26 protein-coding genes are annotated in these 22,735 nt (G+C 62.6%); 12 read left to right on the forward strand and 14 right to left on the reverse strand.

The window, feature by feature from the left end:
• Positions 1-510: 510 nt before the first annotated feature.
• From A3E1_RS0131980 to A3E1_RS0131995, 4 genes are all read right to left on the reverse strand, one after another.
• Positions 511-774 (reverse strand): DUF4235 domain-containing protein, encoded by a 264-nt coding sequence (locus A3E1_RS0131980; protein ID WP_020524901.1) that lies wholly within the window; start codon positions 772-774, stop codon positions 511-513.
• Positions 771-1,022 carry a hypothetical protein gene (locus tag A3E1_RS0131985; RefSeq protein WP_020524902.1) on the reverse strand — a complete coding sequence of 84 codons (252 nt, stop codon included), beginning with the start codon at positions 1,020-1,022 and terminating at the stop codon, positions 771-773. Before A3E1_RS0131985 ends, A3E1_RS0131980 begins: the two co-directional genes overlap by 4 nt.
• An 83-nt stretch (positions 1,023-1,105) precedes the next feature.
• On the reverse strand, positions 1,106-1,381 hold the full coding sequence (locus A3E1_RS43165; RefSeq protein ID WP_020524903.1) for a hypothetical protein: 276 nt from the start codon (positions 1,379-1,381) through the stop codon (positions 1,106-1,108).
• 231 nt (positions 1,382-1,612) lie between these two features.
• Positions 1,613-2,029, reverse strand: a complete 417-nt coding sequence (locus tag A3E1_RS0131995) for a DUF1761 domain-containing protein (protein WP_020524904.1) — start codon at positions 2,027-2,029, stop codon at positions 1,613-1,615.
• Between the two features lie 154 nt (positions 2,030-2,183).
• Here A3E1_RS0131995 and A3E1_RS45320 point away from each other — a divergent pair, with 154 nt between their 5' ends.
• Positions 2,184-5,282, forward strand: a complete 3,099-nt coding sequence (locus tag A3E1_RS45320) for a PQQ-like beta-propeller repeat protein (RefSeq protein ID WP_169454472.1) — start codon at positions 2,184-2,186, stop codon at positions 5,280-5,282.
• 21 nt (positions 5,283-5,303) lie between these two features.
• On the forward strand, positions 5,304-5,492 hold the full coding sequence (locus A3E1_RS0132005; protein ID WP_020524906.1) for a hypothetical protein: 189 nt from the start codon (positions 5,304-5,306) through the stop codon (positions 5,490-5,492).
• Between the two features lie 159 nt (positions 5,493-5,651).
• Here the strand turns inward: A3E1_RS0132005 and A3E1_RS0132010 are convergent, their stop codons facing one another.
• Together A3E1_RS0132010 and A3E1_RS0132015 are read right to left on the reverse strand one after the other, a co-directional pair.
• Positions 5,652-6,056, reverse strand: coding sequence for a hypothetical protein (locus A3E1_RS0132010; protein ID WP_020524907.1), 405 nt, complete (start codon positions 6,054-6,056; stop codon positions 5,652-5,654).
• A 169-nt stretch (positions 6,057-6,225) separates the two neighbouring features.
• On the reverse strand, positions 6,226-6,684 hold the full coding sequence (locus A3E1_RS0132015; RefSeq protein WP_020524908.1) for an SUKH-3 domain-containing protein: 459 nt from the start codon (positions 6,682-6,684) through the stop codon (positions 6,226-6,228).
• Between the two features lie 714 nt (positions 6,685-7,398).
• On the opposite strand from A3E1_RS0132015, the gene A3E1_RS0132025 reads away from it, so the two are divergent.
• A complete protein-coding gene (locus A3E1_RS0132025; RefSeq protein ID WP_157631858.1) occupies positions 7,399-7,608 on the forward strand; it encodes an RDD family protein in 210 nt (69 codons plus the stop codon).
• Positions 7,609-7,725: 117 nt separating this feature from the next.
• On the opposite strand, the gene A3E1_RS0132030 is transcribed toward A3E1_RS0132025, so the two are convergent.
• The 4 genes from A3E1_RS0132030 to A3E1_RS0132045 are packed head-to-tail and all read right to left on the reverse strand — an operon-like array spanning position 7,726 to position 9,113.
• A complete protein-coding gene (locus A3E1_RS0132030; protein ID WP_020524911.1) occupies positions 7,726-7,959 on the reverse strand; it encodes a hypothetical protein in 234 nt (77 codons plus the stop codon).
• Complete coding sequence (locus tag A3E1_RS0132035; RefSeq protein ID WP_020524912.1) at positions 7,877-8,653, reverse strand: hypothetical protein; 777 nt, start codon at positions 8,651-8,653, stop codon at positions 7,877-7,879. Before A3E1_RS0132035 ends, A3E1_RS0132030 begins: the two co-directional genes overlap by 83 nt.
• Positions 8,623-8,784, reverse strand: coding sequence for a hypothetical protein (locus A3E1_RS0132040; protein WP_157631859.1), 162 nt, complete (start codon positions 8,782-8,784; stop codon positions 8,623-8,625). Before A3E1_RS0132040 ends, A3E1_RS0132035 begins: the two co-directional genes overlap by 31 nt.
• Positions 8,785-8,843: 59 nt before the next feature.
• The gene (locus A3E1_RS0132045; protein WP_020524914.1) at positions 8,844-9,113 is read right to left on the reverse strand and encodes a hypothetical protein; all 270 of its coding nucleotides are present in this window, start codon (positions 9,111-9,113) and stop codon (positions 8,844-8,846) included.
• Positions 9,114-9,253: 140 nt separating this feature from the next.
• Here A3E1_RS0132045 and A3E1_RS47480 point away from each other — a divergent pair, with 140 nt between their 5' ends.
• From A3E1_RS47480 to A3E1_RS45325, 5 genes are all read left to right on the forward strand, one after another.
• On the forward strand, positions 9,254-9,412 hold the full coding sequence (locus A3E1_RS47480) for a hypothetical protein (protein WP_157631860.1): 159 nt from the start codon (positions 9,254-9,256) through the stop codon (positions 9,410-9,412).
• 48 nt (positions 9,413-9,460) lie between these two features.
• Positions 9,461-10,600, forward strand: a complete 1,140-nt coding sequence (locus A3E1_RS0132055) for a magnesium and cobalt transport protein CorA (protein ID WP_020524916.1) — start codon at positions 9,461-9,463, stop codon at positions 10,598-10,600.
• Between the two features lie 79 nt (positions 10,601-10,679).
• Complete coding sequence (locus A3E1_RS0132060; RefSeq protein WP_020524917.1) at positions 10,680-10,865, forward strand: hypothetical protein; 186 nt, start codon at positions 10,680-10,682, stop codon at positions 10,863-10,865.
• Between the two features lie 24 nt (positions 10,866-10,889).
• A complete protein-coding gene (locus tag A3E1_RS0132065; RefSeq protein ID WP_020524918.1) occupies positions 10,890-11,210 on the forward strand; it encodes a hypothetical protein in 321 nt (106 codons plus the stop codon).
• A 142-nt stretch (positions 11,211-11,352) separates the two neighbouring features.
• On the forward strand, positions 11,353-12,324 hold the full coding sequence (locus tag A3E1_RS45325) for an FG-GAP repeat domain-containing protein (RefSeq protein ID WP_083929723.1): 972 nt from the start codon (positions 11,353-11,355) through the stop codon (positions 12,322-12,324).
• Positions 12,325-12,423: 99 nt separating this feature from the next.
• Here the strand turns inward: A3E1_RS45325 and A3E1_RS0132075 are convergent, their stop codons facing one another.
• The 4 genes from A3E1_RS0132075 to A3E1_RS45330 form a co-directional block, all read right to left on the reverse strand.
• The gene (locus A3E1_RS0132075; protein WP_020524920.1) at positions 12,424-13,476 is read right to left on the reverse strand and encodes a 3-deoxy-7-phosphoheptulonate synthase; all 1,053 of its coding nucleotides are present in this window, start codon (positions 13,474-13,476) and stop codon (positions 12,424-12,426) included.
• A 246-nt stretch (positions 13,477-13,722) separates the two neighbouring features.
• Positions 13,723-15,177 carry a glycoside hydrolase family 43 protein gene (locus tag A3E1_RS0132080; RefSeq protein ID WP_020524921.1) on the reverse strand — a complete coding sequence of 485 codons (1,455 nt, stop codon included), beginning with the start codon at positions 15,175-15,177 and terminating at the stop codon, positions 13,723-13,725.
• Between the two features lie 14 nt (positions 15,178-15,191).
• Entirely contained in the window at positions 15,192-16,586 is a 1,395-nt protein-coding gene (locus A3E1_RS43180) for a family 43 glycosylhydrolase (RefSeq protein WP_020524922.1), read from the reverse strand.
• 264 nt (positions 16,587-16,850) lie between these two features.
• Complete coding sequence (locus A3E1_RS45330; RefSeq protein WP_157631861.1) at positions 16,851-18,005, reverse strand: RICIN domain-containing protein; 1,155 nt, start codon at positions 18,003-18,005, stop codon at positions 16,851-16,853.
• Positions 18,006-18,568: 563 nt separating this feature from the next.
• Here A3E1_RS45330 and A3E1_RS0132100 point away from each other — a divergent pair.
• Genes A3E1_RS0132100 through A3E1_RS43190 form a run of 4 tightly spaced genes read left to right on the forward strand, consistent with a single transcriptional unit; the run spans position 18,569 to position 22,732 of the window.
• On the forward strand, positions 18,569-19,831 hold the full coding sequence (locus A3E1_RS0132100) for an ABC transporter substrate-binding protein (protein WP_020524925.1): 1,263 nt from the start codon (positions 18,569-18,571) through the stop codon (positions 19,829-19,831).
• A gap of 9 nt (positions 19,832-19,840) precedes the next feature.
• Entirely contained in the window at positions 19,841-20,770 is a 930-nt protein-coding gene (locus A3E1_RS0132105) for a carbohydrate ABC transporter permease (protein WP_245571492.1), read from the forward strand.
• Positions 20,770-21,597, forward strand: a complete 828-nt coding sequence (locus A3E1_RS0132110) for a carbohydrate ABC transporter permease (RefSeq protein ID WP_020524927.1) — start codon at positions 20,770-20,772, stop codon at positions 21,595-21,597. The genes A3E1_RS0132105 and A3E1_RS0132110 overlap by 1 nt, the downstream gene beginning before the upstream one ends.
• Position 21,598: 1 nt before the next feature.
• A complete protein-coding gene (locus A3E1_RS43190) occupies positions 21,599-22,732 on the forward strand; it encodes a mandelate racemase/muconate lactonizing enzyme family protein (protein WP_020524928.1) in 1,134 nt (377 codons plus the stop codon).
• The last annotated feature ends 3 nt before the right edge of the window (positions 22,733-22,735 follow it).

Below are 22,735 nucleotides of genomic sequence, written 5' to 3' on the forward strand. Positions count from 1 at the left end.
CTGAAGTCATCGGCCAATTCGGGATGGGCCTCAAAGATGCCCTAGCCGTCTTTGACCGCAGAGGCATCACCGTGACCGTGCAGTCGCCCCATGCCGACGTCATCACCCTGCACGCTCTCGTTAGCGCCCCACAACGGCCAAGCCTGGCCGCATCTACGTCAAAGGCCTGTTCGTGGCCGAGGAACCCAACTTTCTGTTCTCCTACAACATCAAACGCATCACCGCACCACTTCGCCGCGCACTCAACCGTGCACGCAGCAACGTGTACTCGGCCTGATGCGCCGTCGTTGGCATCAGCCGTGGTCTGCGCGACCATGTTTTCGCCTCCCCAGATGTGTGCAATCTGCCGAGTTCCCCACCCGGGCCGCGCTAAACATTTCCTGGGCGGCGGCATTGCTGGGCATGCCCAGCGCTGTGGGTGGCAGTCGGTCACGCGCCGCGATTTCTGGGGAGCACGCTGTCATTGTCCTTTTCGGACTGTCACGATGTCGCTCGCGACGACCCTGGTTGTCAGGTGGGCCATTTGCCGGTAAGCCGCTTGATCCCGGCAGCGCCGCCCCGGTCGGCGGCGGCCTTCACGATCGCGAAGATGGCGCCTTGTAACGCCGCCGCGATGAGAACCTCTGACCAGCCCCGGTGTTCGTCGGTCGCGTTAGGAGCATCGGCTTCACCGGCGGCGATACGCCAAACCTGTTTGAACACCGCACCGGCGAGCAGGCCCGACGCCACGCCCGCGATGAGGCCAACCGGTTTGTAGGCGAGTTTGGCTATCATCGCCGCCGCCTTGCGATTATCACCAAGGCCAGCAGGCCGATGACGGCGCCGGCGACCCATAGGGTTTGATGTTGCCTGAAATGGGCGCCGGCACGGCGAGCGGCATCTGTTCCCTGAGCGACAGTGCGCTGCGCGCCGCCTGCCAGGCGCAACGGAACGTCGGCCCTCGCCGCCAGCGCACTGAGACTCACGGCCAGTTCTGCCCGCCTGCGGGCAATGTTGGCCCGCAGAATGTCAATGTCGGTCATTGATGCCTTCCTGGTCACGATCGGCTCGCAGGGTGATCAGTCGCCCGGCCCCCATGTCCTGGCGGCGTGCTGTCGGTGGCGTCTTAGAAGGTGGCGGCTTGACGTGCTTTGGGCCCGGCGACGACGGTGCCGTTGGCGTCGTCGCTGTCGACGTGCTCGACCCGGATGCCGGCTTTCGCGGCGGCGGTTTCCAGGCCACGTTCGGCTAGCTCGGCGACGCGTGCACGGGTCTGTGCGACAACAGGCTGATTCAGTACGGCTGATGCTGCTTCCCGTAGCTGTTCATACCGTTGCCGGCCAGCCTTTGTTCCCATCACGTAGCCTGCGGCGAAGCCCGCTGCTGCCCAAACCAGTTTCATGATCCCTACTCTCGTTCGGTGATGCCATCTATGCCGCCAGTGTTGATGCCCTATCGGTAGCCTGACGAAACGCATCGCGTTCCCGGGGCTGATCTCGTGCGGCCGTGTTCCCATGCTTTGAGGCCGCCGGGGGCGCTGGTTTTCACCGTCCCGTCAGGCTGCCGTCCTGTGCTGAGACGGCACTTCCCGTCCAGTTGACCGGAGCACAGCAGGCCGCTCACGCAACGGTTCTCAACTCCAGGCACCCAGGATCGCGCCAGCGGCAGTGAACAGTAACGTCTGGTACCCACTGTTGATGGCCATCAGCAGCGGCGATTTGGCCTCGAAGATGCCGTTGATAACCACCGACATCGAGGCGATCCCAAGCCCCGCTACCAGGCCGGCGAGTGCACCATGGCCTACTCCCGCGTCCTTGCCAATAAACAAGGCGAGCGCGAAGACGCCAATCAGTGTCGCGAGGAAAGCCAAACCCATGGCGAGCGTGGTGTTCTCGCCCTTCGCGTTTTCCGGGGTTCGCCCGGTCAGCTGCATCCACCGTTTGCCAAGTACCGGCGGCGCATACCAGGCAGCTCCAAGCGCGAATGCCACTATCGCGGCAACGATAACGGCCAGATAGTTGATCTCGTTCAGTCCAGCGAGGTTACTCATGGATGCATCTTCACCTATCCACCGTGCGGCGGGCGTGATTTGCGCAAGCAACACGTGAGCTTCAGCGACGGCAGGCTGGGGCTTCTGCGTGAGTGTGGGCGGTGTAGTGGGAAATTGTAGGTCATCTGTATGTTGGACCCATAGCCTGCCGTTTATGTCTTGCATGACGTTACGGCGGCCGTCGGCGAGCACGCTGCTGGCCGTAATTCTCCTTCTGGCAGTTGCTACGGTCGCGGGAATCGCACCTGCGGCTGAACCTGCGCAGGCTGCGGGTCCTTATCCAAAGTCGATCGACCTGGGCCGTCCACCGGTCAAGGGAGTGACCACCGCCGGCGGTGAGACCGCGAGGATGGCCGACGGCTCGTACCGGACGTGGCTGGTAGTCAGCGGCACCACAACCGAGGGCGATCCGGCCTATCTGGCCGAAGTGGATCCGTTCAACGGGCGCATGCTCAACTCCTACCGGATGCCGACCGCTGGCGGTGGCTGGGGAGTGGCCGTGAGCCCGGACGGCGCCTACGTCTATGCGATGACGTATGGGCAGGGCCACGCCTACCGGCTCAAGTACACCAGCCCGCGCAGCTTCACCGATCTCGGTGCGCCAACGGCCGACACCAGTTTCCTGTGGGAAGGGGACACCGACGATCAGGGCAACCTGTGGATTGGGACGTTCCAAGGTTTCGCCGCCGCCAAGACGCCCGGGCTGCTGGCGAGCTGGCGTCCCAACGGGGGATGGACCAATCACGGCGGATACGGCTTGCCGTATGAGTATGTGCGGTCCGTTGAGTACGCACGTGGCCAGGTCTACGTTGGCCTAGGGCCTCAGACGCGGTTCTACCGCCATAACCCAGCGACCGGCGCCGACACGCTGATCCCGTTGCCGCCCGGTGTGGCCAGCGACATGTACACCTATCAACTCGACGACGCGGGCGACTATCTCTACGTGTATTTCGCGGGCGGAACCTCACCTGCCAAGGCCTGGCTCTACAACCTTGTTACCCAGCAATGGGTTCGCGAACTGCCCGGGTATGCCGGTGCGACAGTGTCCGATCAGGACACTGATGGGACCGTCTACATGGTCATGTCCGGTGAGCTGGTCGCCTACCAGCCGGTCACAGGTGTGGTAACACGAACCGGGTTCACTGCTGATGGGCAGCTCGGTGCGGCCAAGGGCATCCTTCGGGCCACTAACCCGGCGACCGGGCACCAGATGATTGTCACCGGTTTGGCCAGTGGGGCCATCGCTAGGTACGACCTTGAAACCCAAACCGGCTCATATGATCTGTGGGACGCCGTCGGGCTGACGCCTACTTTGACTCCTTTACGCTCTGTCGCGATGGGACCTGACGGCTGGGCCTATTTAGGTGGGTACTTCGCGGGCGGGTTCGCTGGATACGACCCGGACGCCGAGCGGTGGCACGAATACGCGTGGCCACACCAAGTTGAGGGCATGGCGACGCACGGCAGGAAGCTGTATCTGGGTGTGTATCCCAATGGCGCGCTGTATGAATACGATCCGGTGCTGCCGTTTGGCTCGGGCAACCCACGAAAGTTGTTCGATCTGCGAACCCACGGCCAAGAACGCCCGTGGACGGTGATTTCAGCGGGCCGCTATGTCGCGATCGGCACTAGCCCAAAGAATTCCAAAGTAGACGGTGCCGGGGCGGTAACGTTGTATGATCCGGCAGACGGGACACACCGAGTCTTCAGCGGAATCGCCGGCGCGGGCGAGATCGGTGCGCTGGCCTATCGCAATGGCATCCTCTACGGCGGCTCAATGAACTGTTGCACCGCGGCGACACCAAGCGACGGAACACTTTTCGCCCTCAACGTCACGACCGGTGCCAAGCTGTGGCAGACCGTCCCGCTGGCAGGCGAACGCGGTGTCAACGGGCTCGCCTTCGGCACCGACCCCAACGTCATCGTCGGCGTCACAGCCGGAAAAGCGTTCCGCTACAACGTCACGACCCGGCAACTGCTCAACAGCACCACACTGGTGTCCTACCCGTGGGCAGGCATACGCAACTTCTCACCCCGCGCCGTCAACCTCACCTTTGACCCACTCGACGGCAACATGTATGGCACTGCGGTCGGCCGGTTCCTCAAACTGAACCCCGTCAGCCTCGCCAACACCGCCCCCGCCGGGTGGACCGGTGGCTTCTTCGCCGCGGCCAACACCGGCCGCAAGTTCGCCACGCAAACCGTGAACGGCCGATCACACCTGATCATGTCGCAGTGGTACGGCCGGCCAGCAGCACCGGCGATGCTCTACGGCAGCACGGGAAGCGCGCGGATGTACCGATGGGAGTCGACGGAGGCCGCCTTCGTCCTCGGCCAGGGTTGGGAGCAGGCCAGTAACTATGACCTGGCAAGCGTCGGCGATCGTTTCGTATCCGGCGACTTCACCTGCGATGGTGTCGACGACCTCGCCACCGGGTACGCCACCGGGGCTGGGCTACGCATGGACGTGTGGAACGGCACGGCCACAACCGCGGGCCCGCAACCCTGGGCCACAACAACTGTAGCCACACCCGATGTCGGGGCGCGCATGGTGGCAGGCGACTTCGATGGCAACGGATGCGCCGATATCGCTCTACTGGAAGCAATCGGCGGTACTGCGGGCGCGCGGATACACCGTTTCCTGTCCGACGGGCAGGCGTTCACTAAGACGACCTCAGGTGACTGGACGACGCCCACTGGCTACGATCTCACCAAGGTCGCGGGACGCATCGCGGCCGGCGACGTCGACCGTGACGGCCGCGACGATATCGTCACCGCCTATGACTACGGTGGCTATTTCCGTTACCACGTATGGAAAGGCGCGACTGCCTACAGTGGACCGTCCGGCTGGTACCAATCGGGAGCTTTTGTTTTGGACAACGTCGCGGACCGCATGGTCGTCGGCGACTTCGACGGCGATGGCGACGACGAACCCGCCATGTTCTACCACTTCGGCGGCAGTCACGCCCGGCTGTTCCGCTGGAGCGCGAGCGGCAGCCAGTTCACCCTCGCCAGCCCCGACTGGGAAGTCACCTCCGGCTACACGCTAGCCATGGTGGGCAACCGAATGGCCGTCGGTGACGCCAACGACGACGGCCGCGACGACATTATCGCCGCCTACGACTACGGGCCTGATTTCCGGTACCACGTATGGCTTAGCGGCTGGTCCTACACCGGCAACACCGGCTGGTACGACTCAGGTCCGTTCGATCTCAACCTGACTGGAGGCCGGCTCGTCATGGGAATCTGGTGAGGGAGTTTCAGTGTTTAGACGATGGACTCAGCTAACGCTGGCAATCGCCGCACGGGCTTGGGCTACGGCATCGTCCTGTATGGCGATGCCAGTGCCCTGATCGAGAAAAACACCTTTACCCAGAACCACCGCCACGACATCGCCGGTTCGCAACGCTGGGCGGAAAGACGGGGATTGGCAATGGGCAGAAGCGAACTGGGACACTTGTAGCTCCGCGCTTTCAGGTTCGCTGGCGCAAGGCAAGAGTCATGTCTTCACCATGTCCACATAGGACATTGCTGTCCCGGGGCTGCGAACCGTCTTGCCATGAGCGACGCTGGTGGATGTCACTCGGCACAGGCTCACTTGCGGCCCGGCGCCGCTGCCTAACTATTTCTCGGGTGGTTGCGTCACGACAACCACCCACGCAGTGACCGCTCCTTCAAAGGTCGGCGTTACGAAGTTATGTTTGCTTCGGGCAAGATTGAATTGGCCGCCCGTGCGCTCGCCGGTGCAATTGATCGCAATAAGGCCTTCGTGCCCCTTCTGGCCGCCCGCCAGAGTCATCCTGCCGCCGCCCAGGCAGGCAAAGTGCATCTCCATGCTTCTGCCTTCGTACGGGCCGAACGTGACCCCTGGCTCGGCGTTGCCGGCCACATAGTGGGTAGGGATGTCATGCTGCTTCGCCGTCATTTCGGCAGCGATATCCGGCAGTTGCTGCGGTTTGCTGGCACAGGCGCCGAGGCTTGCGGCCACCGCGACGACAGCCAGGGTGGCCCGTGTACGCAAACCCATACCTGCTCCTCTTAACGCGCCGTCGCGGTGAGTGTAAAGGACTGACTCGAACATTACTGCTGCATCAAACATATGTTCGCTTGAATAAGTTGAGCCAGCGAGCCAACCTTGATGTAGTCAGGCGCCGGAATTTGTCCCGGCCACGCTACGGCCCCGTAGAGTCAGCGGCTTAAGCGACATCTTCGGGCATGTAACCCAAGATGAGATGATCGAGAGCCAATGGCATGCGGCCAAAGCTGGCCACTCCATCAACGATCAAGTAGACCTCGCTATGTTTGTCGATGCCAACGAAAGACCATGAGCAGGTGCCAGTCCCAAGTTCCCCGATGGGCGCGAAGCTCTTGCCGAGCTCCTGGCTCCATTCGACGAAGCGGTCTGCCTCGCCGCAGCAGTCCAACGGGTAGAACCTGACGGCTTCCCGAGCGCGGGTTACTCCGCCGCCGCTGTGCCTGAACGCGAGGCCGCCGAATTCGGAGAGGAACTGCTGCGCCGCAAGGTGTAACGGCGGGAATCCGTCTGCGCTGAGCTTGGCCTCCCAGTCCGCGATGTCGCGTATGCGGCCGGGGAACCAGCCTGCCTCCCGCAGCAAGAGTTTGGTCTCTTCGCTGAACGTGATCGGTTCTCCCACCTGAGGAATCCTAGGTCATCGGTTAACGATTACCTCGACCCGCAACAACACTGCCGCAGGCTACGGCTTGGCCAATGGTTGCAGAAACGACGCCAAACGCGCGATAGGACCCTCGCGCGTAGTGTTGCTCGTTACTGCGCGCCAGCGGGTAGAAGTGGTCGCCGAGCAAGCACCGCAAGCCTTCATCCGGCTAGCAACATTCGAGAACGCGGCTGCTTTCCCTATCTTGGCGGATGTCATCCAAAGTGGACGGTGTAACCAGCTGCCTGGACTTTGCCGGACAGCTAGTTGGCTCTGGCCACACCGAACGGCCAGGCGCCAGCGGGCCGCGTTCGGCCGATTATGTAGTCATGGATGACTGGGTGCGGTCATGCTGTGCATCGATCGAATGCGGCGCGCCTTCCTGAGAATCCCTCTCCCTTTGATTGAGGTGCGTCATCGATGACCGTCCCTCCAGCCATGTATGTTCCGGCGGTGGCCGTGCCGGCGGATCTCGGCAAACGGCTTGTCGCCCGCCTGATCGACGCTGGAATCATTCTTGTCCCCGCATGCGTCATCGGCGGCTGCGCCAGCGTTCTAGATCAGACAGGCGGTGCGGGGTCACCGGCCAGCGGGAATCCATCTTCACTTTTTTGAGCCTGCTCTGGTGGCTCAGCGCGATGCTGTACGAGTTCGTGATGCTCGGCAGGACAGGGCATACGGTCGGCAAAACGCGTGATGAAACTGCGGGTCATTGGCCTCGATGGGCAACCGTTGAGCTGGGGCGGTGCTGCACTGCGGGTCTACATCCAAGCCATCGCCAGCAGCTGCACATGCGGAGTCGGCGGGTTGCTGTTCGCGCTGTCACCGCTATTCGACAATGGCCCATGGAAGCGGGGCTGGCCCGACCAGATAGCCAGCAGTGTGGTTGTCCAGACAGGCTAAGCCAGCCGTATGTATCTGTGCCCGCCGTTCTGTGGGAGGCCGAGGAGCTGAGCCGCACTCATGCCGGCAGATGTGTTCGCCAGCGGGCATAAGTGCGGCCGAATGTTATCGCGCCAGTTAGCCAATGACGTTGTCGAGGTCCGGGCGGGCGATGAGGTCGGCGGCCAGCTTGACGACGAGGTCTAGGCGTTCGTAGACGAACGCCGCCGCACCACCGATAAACCGGTCGCCGATGACGGCGTAGACAGCTTCCTGTTTGGTCTGCCCATCATCGTCGGCTTTGTACCAGGCGTGGTCCGCGCCCGGGATGGAGATCCGCTGGAAGCCGTCGGCCAGGTGCCGGCGTGGCAACGGTCGGTGTTGGCGGATCGCCGTGGTAGATGACGCGAACATTCTTCGGCCGCACGGTCACGGCCGTGATCTCGTTGAACCGTTCTTCGGCGGCGCCGACGATTTCCCCGATCAACGCTTTGACCACGGTGGCAGCCGGAGCGGGCAGCGCGCCATCGGTGATGCGCTCGATGAGGCGCCTGGCTTCATTGATGTCGTAGCGTTGTACTTCGGCGCTGACTTTGTAGAAACCGTTCTTCTGCGGGCCTTTGACTTGTTCTTCGGTCTCCTGGCCGGTGCGGTAGTACAGCGTTGCCGTGCGCCGGCTGGTCACCTTGGCGTCGGCTTTGGTTTGCGTCGCCAGATCGGCGCGGCCAAACGGTTCGGCCTTCCACTTCACGGGCGCGTCCTCGGCGGAACCGATTTTGGACAGATCAGTGCCGAAATGCTGGCTACAGTCCCGGATCACCGGGGGCACCGGCAGCTGATTGTCGGTAACCCGCACCTCGGCCCGCCCGGTGATCACTTCACTGCCGATCCCGAACCGGGTGTCTTCCGGCAGCAGCGCGAGTTCGGCCCGCCACTGCACCAGATATGCGGTCACTTGCTGGATCGTGCCCAGAATGGCGAACGCGTCGATCACCGGGCCGAAGGCGAAGTCCTTGAACGCCTTGACAATTCCTTTCACGACACCGGCGGCCAGATCGACAGCCACGTTCCAGATCGTGCCAGGAAGCCGAGAAACCCGCCACCGGACGTGTCCACTTTCAGCGCGCTCGCGACCGCGTTGATGCCGTCGGAGATGAAGTCAGCGACAGCCGTGCACGGCCCGTCCATGCTTCGCACTGCCGAAGCTTTATTCAAACCTGTTGGCTGGTACCCGATACCGTCTGCGAGGAATAAGGTCAGCAGCACCTTGGGATAGACGATGTCTTCGGTTCCTTGGCGGGTGCGGGTGCGTCATCCGCGTACACGCCGACGCCAGCGGCACGCAGCACCTCGGAAACCACCGCTACCGCGGATTCGGTGATGGGCAAGGCCCGCAACCGGTCCACTTTGGACTGATCGGCCGCGCTGACGGGAAGTGTGGTGAATCCGGGGTCTTTCTTGCCCCCACTGCTGCATCCAGCCAGCAACAGGCAAACGGCTATCGCGGTACCAAGCATTTTGTTCATAACGCATCCCAGCTTTCGGCGATCCGGCGGGAAACCGTCCGCAACGCAGATTAGGCAGAAGCCACGGGCGAAGGCTTCAGTAGAAATACCTACCGGGATTGGCTGCGCCCGGCAGCAAGCCTGTGTGGTGTGATGGCGGCATGGACAGTCACAGACCGAGCCCGCTAAGGGTGGCGCTGAGGTGGGGCCGGCGGCATCTGGCTCTGCTCTTGGCGCTGCTCGCGGCGGCGTGGATCATCACGATCATCTTGTGGATCACCCTTAGCCCGGTGGCAGGCACCGGCAACCCCATGGACTAGCGGCAGGCCGCATGCGGAGCTGGGCGTTGTGCCAAAGAGGAGCAGGCAGTGACAGATGAGCAGCAAGGATCCGGCGACGGCAGGTATCCAGCCCGCAGATCGTGGTCAGCGCCCCTACTCAAAGTGATCGGCAACCTGGCAGGTGAAGGCAAAGGCAACGCCATCGAGCCGGTTCAGACACCAGCGGGGTCAGCCGTGGTCGACTGCGCGGTCTACCTTGACGGCAAGCGCAAGGGCGGGCGCCTGAACTACCGCGACGCCTACGAGCAGGCGAAGGCGAGCGAGGCCGAGGCTTTCGTTTGGCTCGGCATACACGAGCCGAGCGTCAAGGAGTTCGCCGAAATCGCTGCCGTGTTCGGCCTCGACGACCTGGCCATCGAGCACGCGCAAACCCGCGATTCGAGGCCCACGATTCAGCGCGCGGCCGACAGCACTTTCCTGACGCTGCGTACCACCCGCTACGTCGAACACCCGGAACTCACGGAAACCTCCGAAGTGGTCGAAACCGGCGCCATCATGATTTTCGTCGGACCGCGGTTCGTCATCACCCTGCGCCGCGGCGCACCCGGAGCTCTCGGCCCGATACGCGCTGATCTGGAAGGCCAGCCAGACCGGCTCGCGATGGGCCCGTGGGCAGTCGCTCACGCCATCTGTGACCGGCTTGTCGACACCTACCTCGACGTGTCAGACGCGATCGAAACCGATCTCGACGCCCTCGAAGCCCATGTGTTCGCCCCGCAGTCTAGAAGCAGCCGTATCGCACACATCTATCAGCTCAAACGGGAACTGATGGAGTTCAAGCGCGCGGTCGCGCCGCTGCAACGGCCGCTGGCCGCGCTGATCGACGAACGCGGCTTGGTGCCCAAAGAGATCCGCCGCTACCTACGCGATGTCAACGACCACCTGATCCGTGTCGTCGAGCGCATAGCCGCCTACGACGACCTCATCGGCTCGATCATGCAAGCCCGGCTCGCACAGATCACCGTCGATCAGAACAACGACATGCGCAAAATCGCTTCCTGGGCAGCGATCGCCGCGACGCAGACCGCCATCGCCGGCATTTACGGCATGAACTTCGCCTTCATGCCTGAACTGCAAACCAAATATGGGTACCCGGCGGTGCTTGCGATCATGTTCATTGCCTCGATCGGCCTATATCGCGTCTTCCGCAAATCCGGATGGCTGTAGCCGCAACGAAAATCTGGGTCAGCCCAGCTATCGCTGTTGACGTGGATATCGCTTTGACGCAAGGGAACGGAGTGTGCGCATGCGGGACTTCAACATCCTGGCGGCAAGGAAGACAACATATCCGGCAACGGCGCTGATCAGGCCAGCCTTCACCGCCTTCCAGCCACCCTCGATTGGTGGGAGTGTGCCCAGCGTTGAGTCTGCGGGTGGCGTCTCCGGTCTCAACGGAGTGACAGAAAATGATGGCTTCACAGAGCTTGAGTGAAAGGGGGAAAGCATCATCTGCGACATGGCGGCGCGGGTACGGCGCTCACGTATCCTGGTCCGCCAAATCAAGGCCGCCATCAGGAGGGCAAAGCCAGCGATGGTGCCCAGAAGTCCAGTCCGCAACGTGGTCCAGCCGACACTCATCCCGGTCGTGGGCGGCGTGGCCGACGGTGAGGCATGTACGGGCGGCGATGAAGTGGCTGAGCTTAAGGATGTTGCCGCGGCCGGTTCCTGCGCGGCGGCCGTTATCGGGCCGAGCATCAGCGCGGCGCTACCGGCGAAAATCAGTAGTCCGGTTGCCAGCGCTGCCCAAGCGCGGCAATTTCTCATGCCGAGACAGTAACCGAAAATGATGACGACACGCCGAGTAACGGCAGGTCAGGCGGCGTTTTGCCGCGCCCGGGCGATCACATCGACCGCAGCTAAGCATTTGAGTCAGTAGTTATGCGGATGTCCCGGCTCCGGCGCTCTTCCATCATGAGCGAATGTTGCGACATTTAAGAAGATCGTTGGCAGCCGCCGTGGTGATGACGATGGCGTTCATCATTCCCGACGCCGCATACGCGAGCCCCGGAGTCTTCCCGGCGCCGGCCACCGGCCTGCTGTGGCTTTACCGAGGCACCGGCAGCGACCAGGGAACCTTGGTGCAGTGGAACCTTAACGGCACCGAAACCGTTACCGGGCAAACGATCTGGGCGATGAAATGCACCTATGAAACCAGGTGCAGCGTCTTCGACGAGTTCGCCGGGGTAGCCGAAATGGACGGCAACGCTGGGCACGATCTGCTCACCCGCCAGACCATGTACAGCGCCGGTGACCTGTACCTGCACACGAACGCCAAGCAGCAAGGCTGGTTTCACTGGACAGCGGGCTGCGGGCCAGAATGCCAAACCCGCGCCATCGGCATCCGCGACTTCAATAAGGACGGTCACCAAGACGTGCTGTGGTACAGCCCGGCAGGTGAGGGGAAGCCGGTCATCTCATTGTTCAACGGCTCGGGGTGGAGCAGCAGTTCGATGACCGTAAGCGTGGGCTGTGACCGGAATTGCCATCAGGAATGGCAGCCTATCGCCGTCGGCGACGTGAATTCCGACGGCTTCCACGATCTGCTGTGGTGGAACGTCAAGCGCTACGGCCCGGGCTTGGTGCACGCATGGCTTCTCAACGCGAGCGGTCAGCGCATCGGGACGCTCGACCTATCTTGGCAGTGTGCTGATGATTGCCGTGATTCATTGTGGAATCCGATCGGTCTGGGCGACATGAACGGCGACGGAACCCAGGACCTGCTGTGGAAGAACTTCCATTCAGGAAGCGTGGCCTACTGGGAACTCGACGGGCACGGCAACGTGATGCGAGATAGGTACCTCAGCTGGACCTGCGATTACCACTGTGGCCAGTATTGGGAACCCATCGGCATCGTCGACCCGGAGCACCGCCGTTCCATCAAATGGCCGTGACCGGTCGCTGGCCCGCCACCAACGTATGGCGGGCCAGTAATGCGTCAGTGCCCGGGATACATTTCGCCCATCACGAGCCTTCGTCCACATGAGACAGCGTCAGCGCCGTCTCGCCCGCACCGCCTGCGCCAGCTCAGCAAGCACACCGGCGGTGATGTCCCAGCTCATACACGCGTCGGTGATGCTCTGCCCGTAGGTCAGCTCACGGCCGGGTGCGATGTCCTGGCGTCCACCAACGAGGAAACTTTCCAGCATCACGCCACCAATGCCTGCTTGGCCGGCCGCGATCTGGCTAGCTATCTCACTGGCCACGATGGCCTGCCGCACGTGATCCTTGCCGCTGTTGTCATGGCTGGCGTCCACTACCAGCTTCTGCTTGAGGCCAGCCGTCTCCACCGCGTTTAGCGCCTCGGCGATGGCAGCGGGACCGTAGTTCGGGCCTGCTTTACCGCCACGCAAGATCACATGACAGTCCGTGTTGCCCGTCGTCGTCACGATCGATCCGCGGCCATCGGTATCAATGCCGAAGAACACGTGACTGTTGCGGCCAGTCCGGCACGCGTCTATGGCTTCTGTGACTCGCCCGTCCGTGAGGTTCTTGAAGCCCACCGGCATGGATAGCCCGGACGCGAGCTGCCGGTGCACCTGGCTCTCGGTCGTGCGGGCTCCGATCGCGCCCCAGCTCACCGCATCGGAAATGTACTGCGGGCTGGTCGGTTCCAGGAACTCACAGCCCACCGGCATCCCCAAATCGAGGACGTCCAGCAGCAGCGTCCGGGCGACTTGAAGCCCGCGTTGAATGTCGAAACTGCCATCGAGCCCGGGATCGTTAATGAGACCTTTCCAGCCGACCGTGGTCCGCGGTTTTTCGAAGTACACACGCATCACGATCAGCAGGTCTTCGCGCAACTGTCCAGATAGGACAGCCAGCCGCCGGGCGTAGTCCAGCGCGGCGGCCGTGTCGTGCACCGAGCACGGCCCCACGACCACCATCAGGCGATCGTCGGTGCCGTTGAGCACGTTTCGTACCTCGTCACGGCTTTGCTGCACCAGCGCCGCACGCGTTTCGCCCAGCGGAAGCTGGTCGAGCAGATCGCGTGGCGGGCGCAGCGGCTCGAAGCTCACGACGCGAAGGTCGTTGGTCTGAGTCATCTCGGGTCCTCCTCTTGGACGACCCCAGCGCTTCAGTGAGCCAGCGGCGTCCGCATGACAAAAGGCGGAGGCTGCTGCCTCCGCCTTTGCTGGCTCTGGGTGTGTGGCCGGTCAGCGCAAACGACCGCCGGCTCCACCCAGAGCCAGCGTAAAGCGCCAATACCGACGTACCACGCAGCGAGCATACCCTATGAACCCCGCTGCGAAAGAGCGCCCACGGTACTCCGAGCTTGGCAATGCGGGCGTCTAGGTGACGACACGGAAGGTGGCGTCGCTGCGGCCCTGTGCGTCGCTAATGGGGTCGAGCCGCAGTAGGTACGCGTAGTGGCGGATATACCGATCGGGGTAGTTGTAGGACTGGAACGACGCCCACGACGAGTTGGCAAGCCCGCTCACTTGGCGGAAGGTGGCGTCTGCCGCGAACGTGGCGGTTCCGTCGTTGGCGGCTAGCACGAAGTCGAATCCGTAGTGGCGCAAGTAGTAGCCGGGGTAGTTGACCGACTGGAAGGAGACGTAACCCTGACCGCCGGCCAGACCAGGAACCAGCCGGAACTGAGCGTCCTGCGCGGGGCTGACATTGGCGTCGATGCGTACGTCGTAGTTCGCATGCCGCACGAAGCGATCCTGGTAGTTGTACGACTGAAGGCGGTTGACCGGTGTGGTTGTGCCCCACTTGGCCAGCACGCGGCTCTCCTCCGCGGCGGTCAGGTTCAGAATCGACCCGTGGCGCTTGCGGTTGGTGCCCATGCTGTAGTCGGTGCGGGTGCGGAAATTCTGTGTGCTGCCCAAATTCGCTGACGTGATCGGCATGTAGCCACGGCCGGTGGCGAACTGGTCGAGCCATAGGTTCCATTCGTTGCGCCCGTTGAACTGTGCCCACATCGGGCCTTCGACCACGTTGCCGCCCGTGGCTCCGTTGGAGATGCCCATGTGCGACAGGTTGCCGATCGTGGTCCACGTGCCCAGAACCGTGTTCGCGCCCTCAATGGTGATGTGCCCGTCAGCTGAGGCCCGGTAATAGCGGTAGCCGCCGACACTGCCCGGCACCTCGACGATCTGCGTGTCGATGATGCCCTGGCTGCCGCTGCGCTGGATGAACAGCTGCGGGGCGGTGAAGCTGCGGAAATCGCTCGTGCGCACGTACCAGATGCGGTGTTTGGTCACGCCGTTGAGTGGCGAATTGGTTGCCCAATAAACGACGTAGTCGTTGGTGGCTGGGTTGTAGATAGCTTCAGGTGCCCAGGCGTTGCCTGCCCCCGAGATCGCGTCGGCTACGGCGATCAGCCTTGGGGCTGACCAGTTCACTAGATCCTGTGACTCCCAGACCACGAGCGACTTGCTGCCCCGGTTGGCCGCGTCATCCCATGACGTGCCGCTGGCGATGCGCAGGTCGGTGGCCACGATCCAGTACCGGTCGCCTGCGGGAGAACGAACCAGGGCAGGATCGCGTACCCCGCGAGTGCCAAGCGTTGACAGCAAAACGGGCGCCCCGTTGTTCAAGTCATTCCAGTGCAAGCCATCGCGGCTGTGAGCGAGATAGATCTGCTCGCCTAAAGCGGATTCCCCCGTGAAATGAGCCATCAGATAGCCGGTGAACGGGTCGAGAGCGGAGGCCCGTTGCGGCGCGGCTACTGACCACGAGCCGAACAGCACCACGACGGCGGCTAGTGTCGCCGCCAGCCGGGCAACGGTTCGCGACATACAAATCTCCTTCTTTAGAGGGCCGGCACGATGGGACGAATCGTGCCGTCGGCGTTGAAGCTCATCGGGTCGATCGCAGTTTCCCGGTTGGTGCCGTCACCGGCAGGCACGGCGAAGCGGTGATATGCCATGTGCCACAGATCGGTACCGGGCACGCGGACCACCGAGTGATGCCCCGTGCCTTTGATTCCAGCTTCCAGCCGCTTTTGCAACACGATCGCCCGCTTGGTCCACGGCCCTAGCGGTGTGGTGCCGGTGGCGTAGGCGACCCGGTAGTCTTCGCTTCGCGTGTCGTTCTCCGACCACATGAAGTAGTAGATTCCGTTGCGCTTGAAGACAAACGGCGCCTCGTTGTATCCCGGTGGAGTGATCACCCGTACCAGCGCGGGGTCGAAGGACGTCATGTCGCCGTTGAGCGGCACGACGCGGGCAACACCCTGCCCCCAGTACAGATAGGAGCGTCCGTCATCGTCGGTGAAGACCATCGGGTCGATCATCTGGCCCGAGTATTGGTCGCTGCGGATGAGCGGACGGCCCAGCGCGTCTCGAAACGGTCCGGTGGGGGAGTCCGACACGGCAACGCCGAGGTGTTTGGCAGTGTTGCCACTGGCCAGACCGCCGCTGAAATACAGGTAGTAGCTGCCGTTCGCGGCCACGACGGCAGGAGCCCAAGCCGCGTTGTCTGCCCACGACACATCCGGGCCGTGGTCGAGGATGACACCGTGGTCGGTCCAGTTCACCAGGTCGGGTGAGGAGAACGCTTTGTAGTAGCCGCCGCTCCAGCCGGCGAACCCGTCGGTGGTGGGGTAGAGGTAATAGCGCCCGTTGAACACAGACAGGTGCGGGTCCGCGAACAGCCCGGGAATTGCCGGGCCCTTGTTCGACTTGGGCACCCACGGCGCGGTCATGCGGAAGGAACTGTCAGCCCGGAACAGCGGGGTGTCCTGATAGGTTTCCAGCCATAGCGCGTAGTCGCGATGGCGGATGCGGCGACCCGGATAGTTATAAGACGCAAGCGAAATCGAGCCCGCGACTGACCCTGGCAGCGGGCAGAAGGTCGCGTCGGCCTGGAAGGCGGGATCACCAGTGTTGAGTTCGGCGCGCACCCGCCAGTCGCGGTGCCGCAGGAACAGCCCGCTCTTGGTCTGCAGCGAGTAGCAAGCCGGTGAGGCGAGCCCGTTGACGATGGTGAAGGTGGCGTCCAGTTTGGTCTGTGCCGGGCTGGCAGACGTGACCTGCTCGATCTGGCCGACGTAATTGGCGTGGCGGACGTAGCGGCCGGGGAAGTTGACTGACTCAAGCGATTGCGCACCAGTTGGAAGCGTTGCGGCGGAGGCGGGCGTGCCCGGCACGGTGACCAGGATCCCCGCGGCGAGCGCGACGAGCGCCGGGGCCGAGAACATGCGCATGACGCTCTCCGATGTCGTCGTTCAGCTGACGGTTGTCCCCGTGCGTTTGGGCAAGCCAGTGTTATCGGTGGATGTTAGCGATAACACAACCGCCGGTCAATTGATATCGAGTGATAACCGGCTGGCAATATATTTTCTGTGGGAGGAACAAGGCTGGTAGGTGAGACCGACTCTGTCGATCAATGTTAACGATAACAATTCTGATGACTTAGAGCGCCTGGGCCGGGTACTGGAGGCACCGCCGCCAGCACCCGGCTTTCCGGGCTAGTTCAGGTTCACCGAGTACGAGTTCACCGCGAAGTTCTGCCCGCCTGATGCCGACGTGATTTCAAAGCCAAACTGGACATTGCCGATCGTCACGTTAGGCATCCGCCCCGTGTTAACCAGCCACTGCGATATCGCCCGGATGTCGATCGTTCCCGAGACGGTGTCACCGTTGCGCAAGAACGAGTAGACCTGGATCCCGCTGTGGCTGCCGCGGTAGAAGTCCCATGTGTGCCCGCCGACGGTCACTGTCGTTTGGTACGAACCGATGGCGCCCACGGGGCCGTACCGGTTCATCCAGACCATGATCTCGTGGGCGTTGTCGCTGCTCCAAATGTCATAGGTGCTGGTAAATGCCACGTTGCTGGTGGGAACGGTGACGTTGAAACTGCTTGTCGCGGTGCCCATCTGGCTCACCTGACGGCCGTAGTACCGCGTGATGTTGGGGTAGCTCTTGATCCCACCCGTGTTGGGGTGGTTGGCGTTGACGCCCCAGTTGGTCGGCGTATTCGCCCAAATGCATTGCGGCCCAGCCCCTGAGCCCCAAATGTTGTTGTATAGCGTCCATCCGCCGCTGGACCAATTGGCCCACTGGTCGCAGGATTGCCAGGCTGTCCCGCCCGCTGTCACGAGTTGCCACTGCTGGTTGACGCCGCCGGTGTTGTCATACTGCGACAGCGGCGCACCGTCGGCAGTCGACCATCCCCACAAGTCCAGCGCCTTTCCGCTGAACCTGTTGACGAAGCTGTAGTAACCGCCTCCGCGGTCGACCGGCCGCCATTGCTGGTTGGTGCCGTTGGCATCGGCCCACTGCCGAATCTCCGCGCCGTTGCTAGCGTTCCAGCCGTACACATCCAGTGCCTTACCGCTGTGCCGGGCGACGATGCGGTAGTAGCCGTCTCCGCTTGAGACGAACTGGAACTGCTGGTTTTGCCCGCTGCCGCGTGACCACTGAATCACCCTGGCACCGTCGCTAGTGGACGAACCTTCGATGTCGATCGCCTTCCCGCTGTGCCTAGAGACGAGCTGGTAGAACACTCCTGTTTGGGGCTGCGCTGACGCTGGGGTTGCTGGGGCGATGACGGCCGTCGCGGTCAGGGCGATCGCCAGCGCGCTCGTAGCGGCTCGGGCGCCGCCGCGCTTTGGTTTAAGCATCATTACCTCCGGTCAGGGAGCTGACGGCCTGTCGAAGCGCTTCGATAAGCCGCGCCCAGGGACGAATGACGAGAGTCAATCTTTGCCCGAGAGGCTACTTATCGAAATGTAGCGAAACAAGAGATCTCATGGGATCGCTGCCGGAGCTGCCCATCGCAAGCGTCCACATTGTGCAGGTTCTGTTTGTGGCGAGGGTGCAGGCGGCATAGAGACATCCCATGGCCTGCCCGGCGAAGACCTTCAATTTGATGACTTCAGCCACGTGCGCTGGCAGCTACATCACCAGGGTCAAGGAGCATCTCGGCCTGCGGATATGGACGCCGCTGAACTTCCAGCAACCCTGACCCTAAGACATATGACGTCTTATACCAGGCAGGCTGCCCGGTCAAGCCCGATTTGGCGCTAGCTGAATGCTCACGAGCCTTGGCGCACGATGGTAACAATCTCGGAACAGGTCGGTGGCACGCTCCCAACCTCCCGTTGACATCACACATCATATGTCTTAGCTTCTGCGTCATTGGTTCTAACGGCCGTCTCCGGCCCTACGCGAGAAGTGAGCACCGATGAGGCAGCGAGCAATTTGGTCGGTCGCCATCGCGGCGACACTGGCTTTGGCGGGCTGTGGAAGCGCCACCGGAACAAACGAGTCCAACGGCGCGAGCGGCAAGCTCGTGGTCTGGGATTGGAAGTCCGGTGACAAGACCGCGGCTGGCTACGTGGAAAAGGCGAAGGCCGACTTCGCCAAGAAACACCCCGGGGTGACAGTCGAGTTCGTCGCCCAGCCCTTCGATCAGTACTACACCTTGCTAGGTACGGCGATCCAGGCTGGCAAGGGCCCAGACGTCATGATGTTCAATGGCGGCGGGCAGATCCGCGACCGCGTTGACGCGCTGGTTCCCCTGGACCAGTACCTTGCCGCGGACAAGCAGCGGCTGGCGGGCTGGGACGCGTTCACCAAAGCCGGCAAGATCTATGCCGGGCCGGTGACGCTTCAGGGCCACCCCATCTACTTCAACAAAGCTCACTACAAGAAAGCAGGGCTTGACCCGAGCAAACCAGCGACGACGTGGAGCGGATTCCTGACCGACTGTGCCGCCATCGCCAAGATGAACGGGACGACGTGCTTTTCCTTGGGAAACAAAGAAGGAGTAGGCATCCAGTTCTGGCTCTCAGGACTCGGCTCAGGCATCCTCACCCCCGCCGAGTACGACGACTGGATCGCGGGCAAGCGAAACTGGACCTCGCCAAACGTGAAGAAGGTCTTCCAGCTGTGGAAGGAAGCCAACGACGCGGGCCTGAACAACAAGGGTGGTAACTCCACGACGCTGTTCACCGACGCCTTCGGCATCTTCGACGCGGGCAAGGCAAGCCACATGATCGGCCTGATGTCCGACATCGGCCATTGGAAAGAGTTCAACGAGTTTCTCGGCGCCGAAAACGTTGGTGTGATGCCTGCTCCGGTGGTCACCACTGGCGCGACGCCAAGCCTTCCGTTCGACGGGGGCATTGGTTACGGCGTAGCGAAGTGGACAAAGGACCCGGCCATCGCCGCCGATCTGGTCCGCGCCCTTACCTCAAGCGCAGCGTTGCAGTCCTTCTACGCTGATGCCGGCGCCATCGTCTCTGACACCACGATTTCCACTTCAAACGCCGGCCCGGCCGTCGCCACCCTGATCTCGCAACTCAAGACTGGCAAACCGGCGCTGCACGTGGCGTTGTCGTCCAAGACGCAAGAACTCATGGGCAGACTGTCGCAGCAGATTCTGGAAGGAACGGTCAGCGTTGATGACGCGCTGAAGCAGCTCGCCGATTCTGACAAGGCCTGACCAGTGTCAGTGCGCGAGTCGTCCCTGCTGGCCCGCTCCGCCAAGGCGGGGCGGCCCAGCAGGGCCCGAAAGACGAGGCCAGTAAGCGATCGGCTAGCGCCCTTCGTGCTGATCGCCCCGGCTGTGCTCATCTTGGTTTTCTTCCGGCTGTGGCCGCTGTTGCTGGGCGTCAACTTCTCCTTCACCGGAGACGGCGAACGCAATGGCACGGCTGTTGGCTTCGACAACTACGCCGAGCTATTCGGCGATCCGGTCTTTGAGACCGCACTACGCAACGTCGGCTTGCTGGTCCTGCTGCTGCCGGTGGCGGTCGCCATTCCCGGCCTGCTGGCCACCTTCATCTTCTTACGCGTACCCGGACATCGCCTCTACCGCAGCGTCTACTTCTTCCCCGCGGTGCTATCACCCGTAATCGTGGGATCCATCTTCAATCTCATGCTCGCGTTCGGCGGTCCGCTAAACCAAGTCTTGGAAGCAGCCGGGCTAGGGGCCGTGGACTGGCTCGGTGACTCCCGGATCGCGATTTTCGCGGTCGTCGCTGTCCATGTGTGGGCGACCTTTGGGATGGCGTTAGTGGTGTTCCTCGCTGGATTCTCCACTTTGGATCCCGCGCTGCTGGATGCCGCGCGCACCGACGGCGCCTCACTACCGCAGACCATTTGGCACGTCATCATCCCGGGCCTGTCCCGCACCATCCAGTTCGTCTTTGTTACCACCATGATTGGGATGCTGACCTCCATGTTCGGTCTGCTCTATGTCATGACCAGTGGCGGGCCCGGAGGATCGACATACCTTCCTGAGTACTACATCTGGATTCAGCAGGGACAAATGAACCGGCCAGCTTTGGCCGCCGCCGCCTCGACGGTGCTATTCCTGCTGATGCTCGTGGTAGGGCTCGCACAGATCGCCATCTTGCGGCGCTCCGGAAAGGAGGACTGATGCGGGGCAACCGAATCGGCAGATGGATCATTGCCGTGCCGATGGCGGTCTTAGCGATCGCCACCGTCTACCCGTTGCTGTTCACCGCGAACGCCGCGATGAAAACGAGGCGCGACTACATCCTTGACCGGCTTTCGCTGACCGACGCGCTTCGGTGGGACAACATCACCAATGCGTGGACAAGCGCCGGTATGGGACGGTACTTCGTCAACTCGCTGGTTGTCGTTACAGGAGCTGTCGCGCTGCTTCTGCTCTTCGGATCGATGGCGGGTTTCGCGCTTAGCCATCTTCGGTTCCGTGGTTCGAGAGCGGTTTTCCTCGCCTGCCTCGCGGCTTTGTTCGTTCCCTTTCAGGTCATCATGGTGCCGTTAGTCAGAACCATGGCAGACGCTGGACTGGTCGACACCTACCCGGGCCTAGTGCTGGCCTACGTCGCACAGTTTCTGCCCTTCACGATCTACTTGATGGCCAGCTACTACAGCGGCATCCCGCGCGACATCGTCGACGCGGCCCGCATTGACGGCAACTCCACCTACGGTGTGTACGGCCGGATCATGCTGCCGATCGGCCGGCCGGCCCTGATTTCCGTTGGCGTGCTTGACGCGTTGTTCTGCTGGAACGACGTGCTGATCGCCCTTCTGCTCATGCCGTCGGCCGAACACCGCACCCTCATGGTGGGCGTGACTTCCTTGCGCGGTCAGTATTCCGCCGACATCCCCACCTTCGCCTCAGGAGTGCTGATCGCCGCGGTGCCGGTGCTCGCGGTCTACCTGTTCTTCCAGCGCCGGATCGCCGACGCTATCACCGCCGGTTCAACGAAAGGCTGACATGCGGATCACTGGGTTTCGCAGCCTCTCCACGGTCCACGACTGGGGCCGTCCTGTGGGAGATGCCAACGGCATCTACGCCGATGGAATAACCCCTGTGCCAGTGGTCCTCGTCACCACCGACGAAGGCATCACCGGGGTGGGGATGGGGTCGCATGTAGAGCTGTCCAACGTCTTTTCCGCCATTGAGGGCGAGGACCCGCGGTCGGTGACCGCGCTCTACGACCGGATGCTGCGTTACGCGTTCAAGGCCGGTCACGCGGGAGCGGTATTCGCCACCATCGGCGCGATAGACACCGCGCTTTGGGACATCAAGGCGAAGGCCGCAGGCGAACCACTTTGGCGGCTGCTGGGCGGCCGTGAACGCCGGGTGCCCGCCTATGCCTCAGGACTCGACATTGGACTGTCCGATGACGAGCTTGTCGACTTGTACGAGGCATACGCGCAACGGGGGCTTCGGGCCGCCAAACTAAAAGGGGGCCTTGACCTTGAGCAGGACAGGCATCGCCTTGATTTGGTACGCGAGGTGCTCGCCGAAGCCGGCCGGGGAGCCAGGCCCGGGCTCATGCTCGACGCCAACGAATGCTGGAACCGAAAGCAAGCCGTCCGCTACGTCAGAGAACTTGAGCGAACGCTAGACCTGACCTGGGTTGAAGAACCCGTTCGCCGGTGGGACGGCGAAGGCCTCACGGCGGTCAGCCGCGGGATCCGGGCCGCGGTCGCGACGGGCGAAAACCTCACGGGGCTAGAGCAATTCCGTCCCCTGCTGGCCGCCGGCGCGGTCGACATCGTCCAGACCGCATCAGCCTGGGGAATAACGCACTTCCTGCGGGTCGCCGCCCTCGCCCATGCCCACGATCTGCCGGTAAGCCCGATCGGCACCACACCAGCTGGCCTCATCCACGCCGCGGCCTCAATACCCAATCACCTCGCCAGTGAACTACAGATCATGCACCCGCCCGTCGGCGTGACAACAGACATGTACATCGATAACGGCGGCTTCATCCTCGGTGACGCGGCCGGACTCGGTGTCGAGGTGGACGAAGACTTGATCCTGGCCTCCACGAAGCAGCCCACCACCCTCATGGCCAACAGCCCGGCGGTACGGCCACAACGAGCAGGATTGCGGATCTAAGAA

Source organism: Catelliglobosispora koreensis DSM 44566 (assembly GCF_000379685.1).
GTDB lineage: Bacteria > Actinomycetota > Actinomycetes > Mycobacteriales > Micromonosporaceae > Catelliglobosispora > Catelliglobosispora koreensis.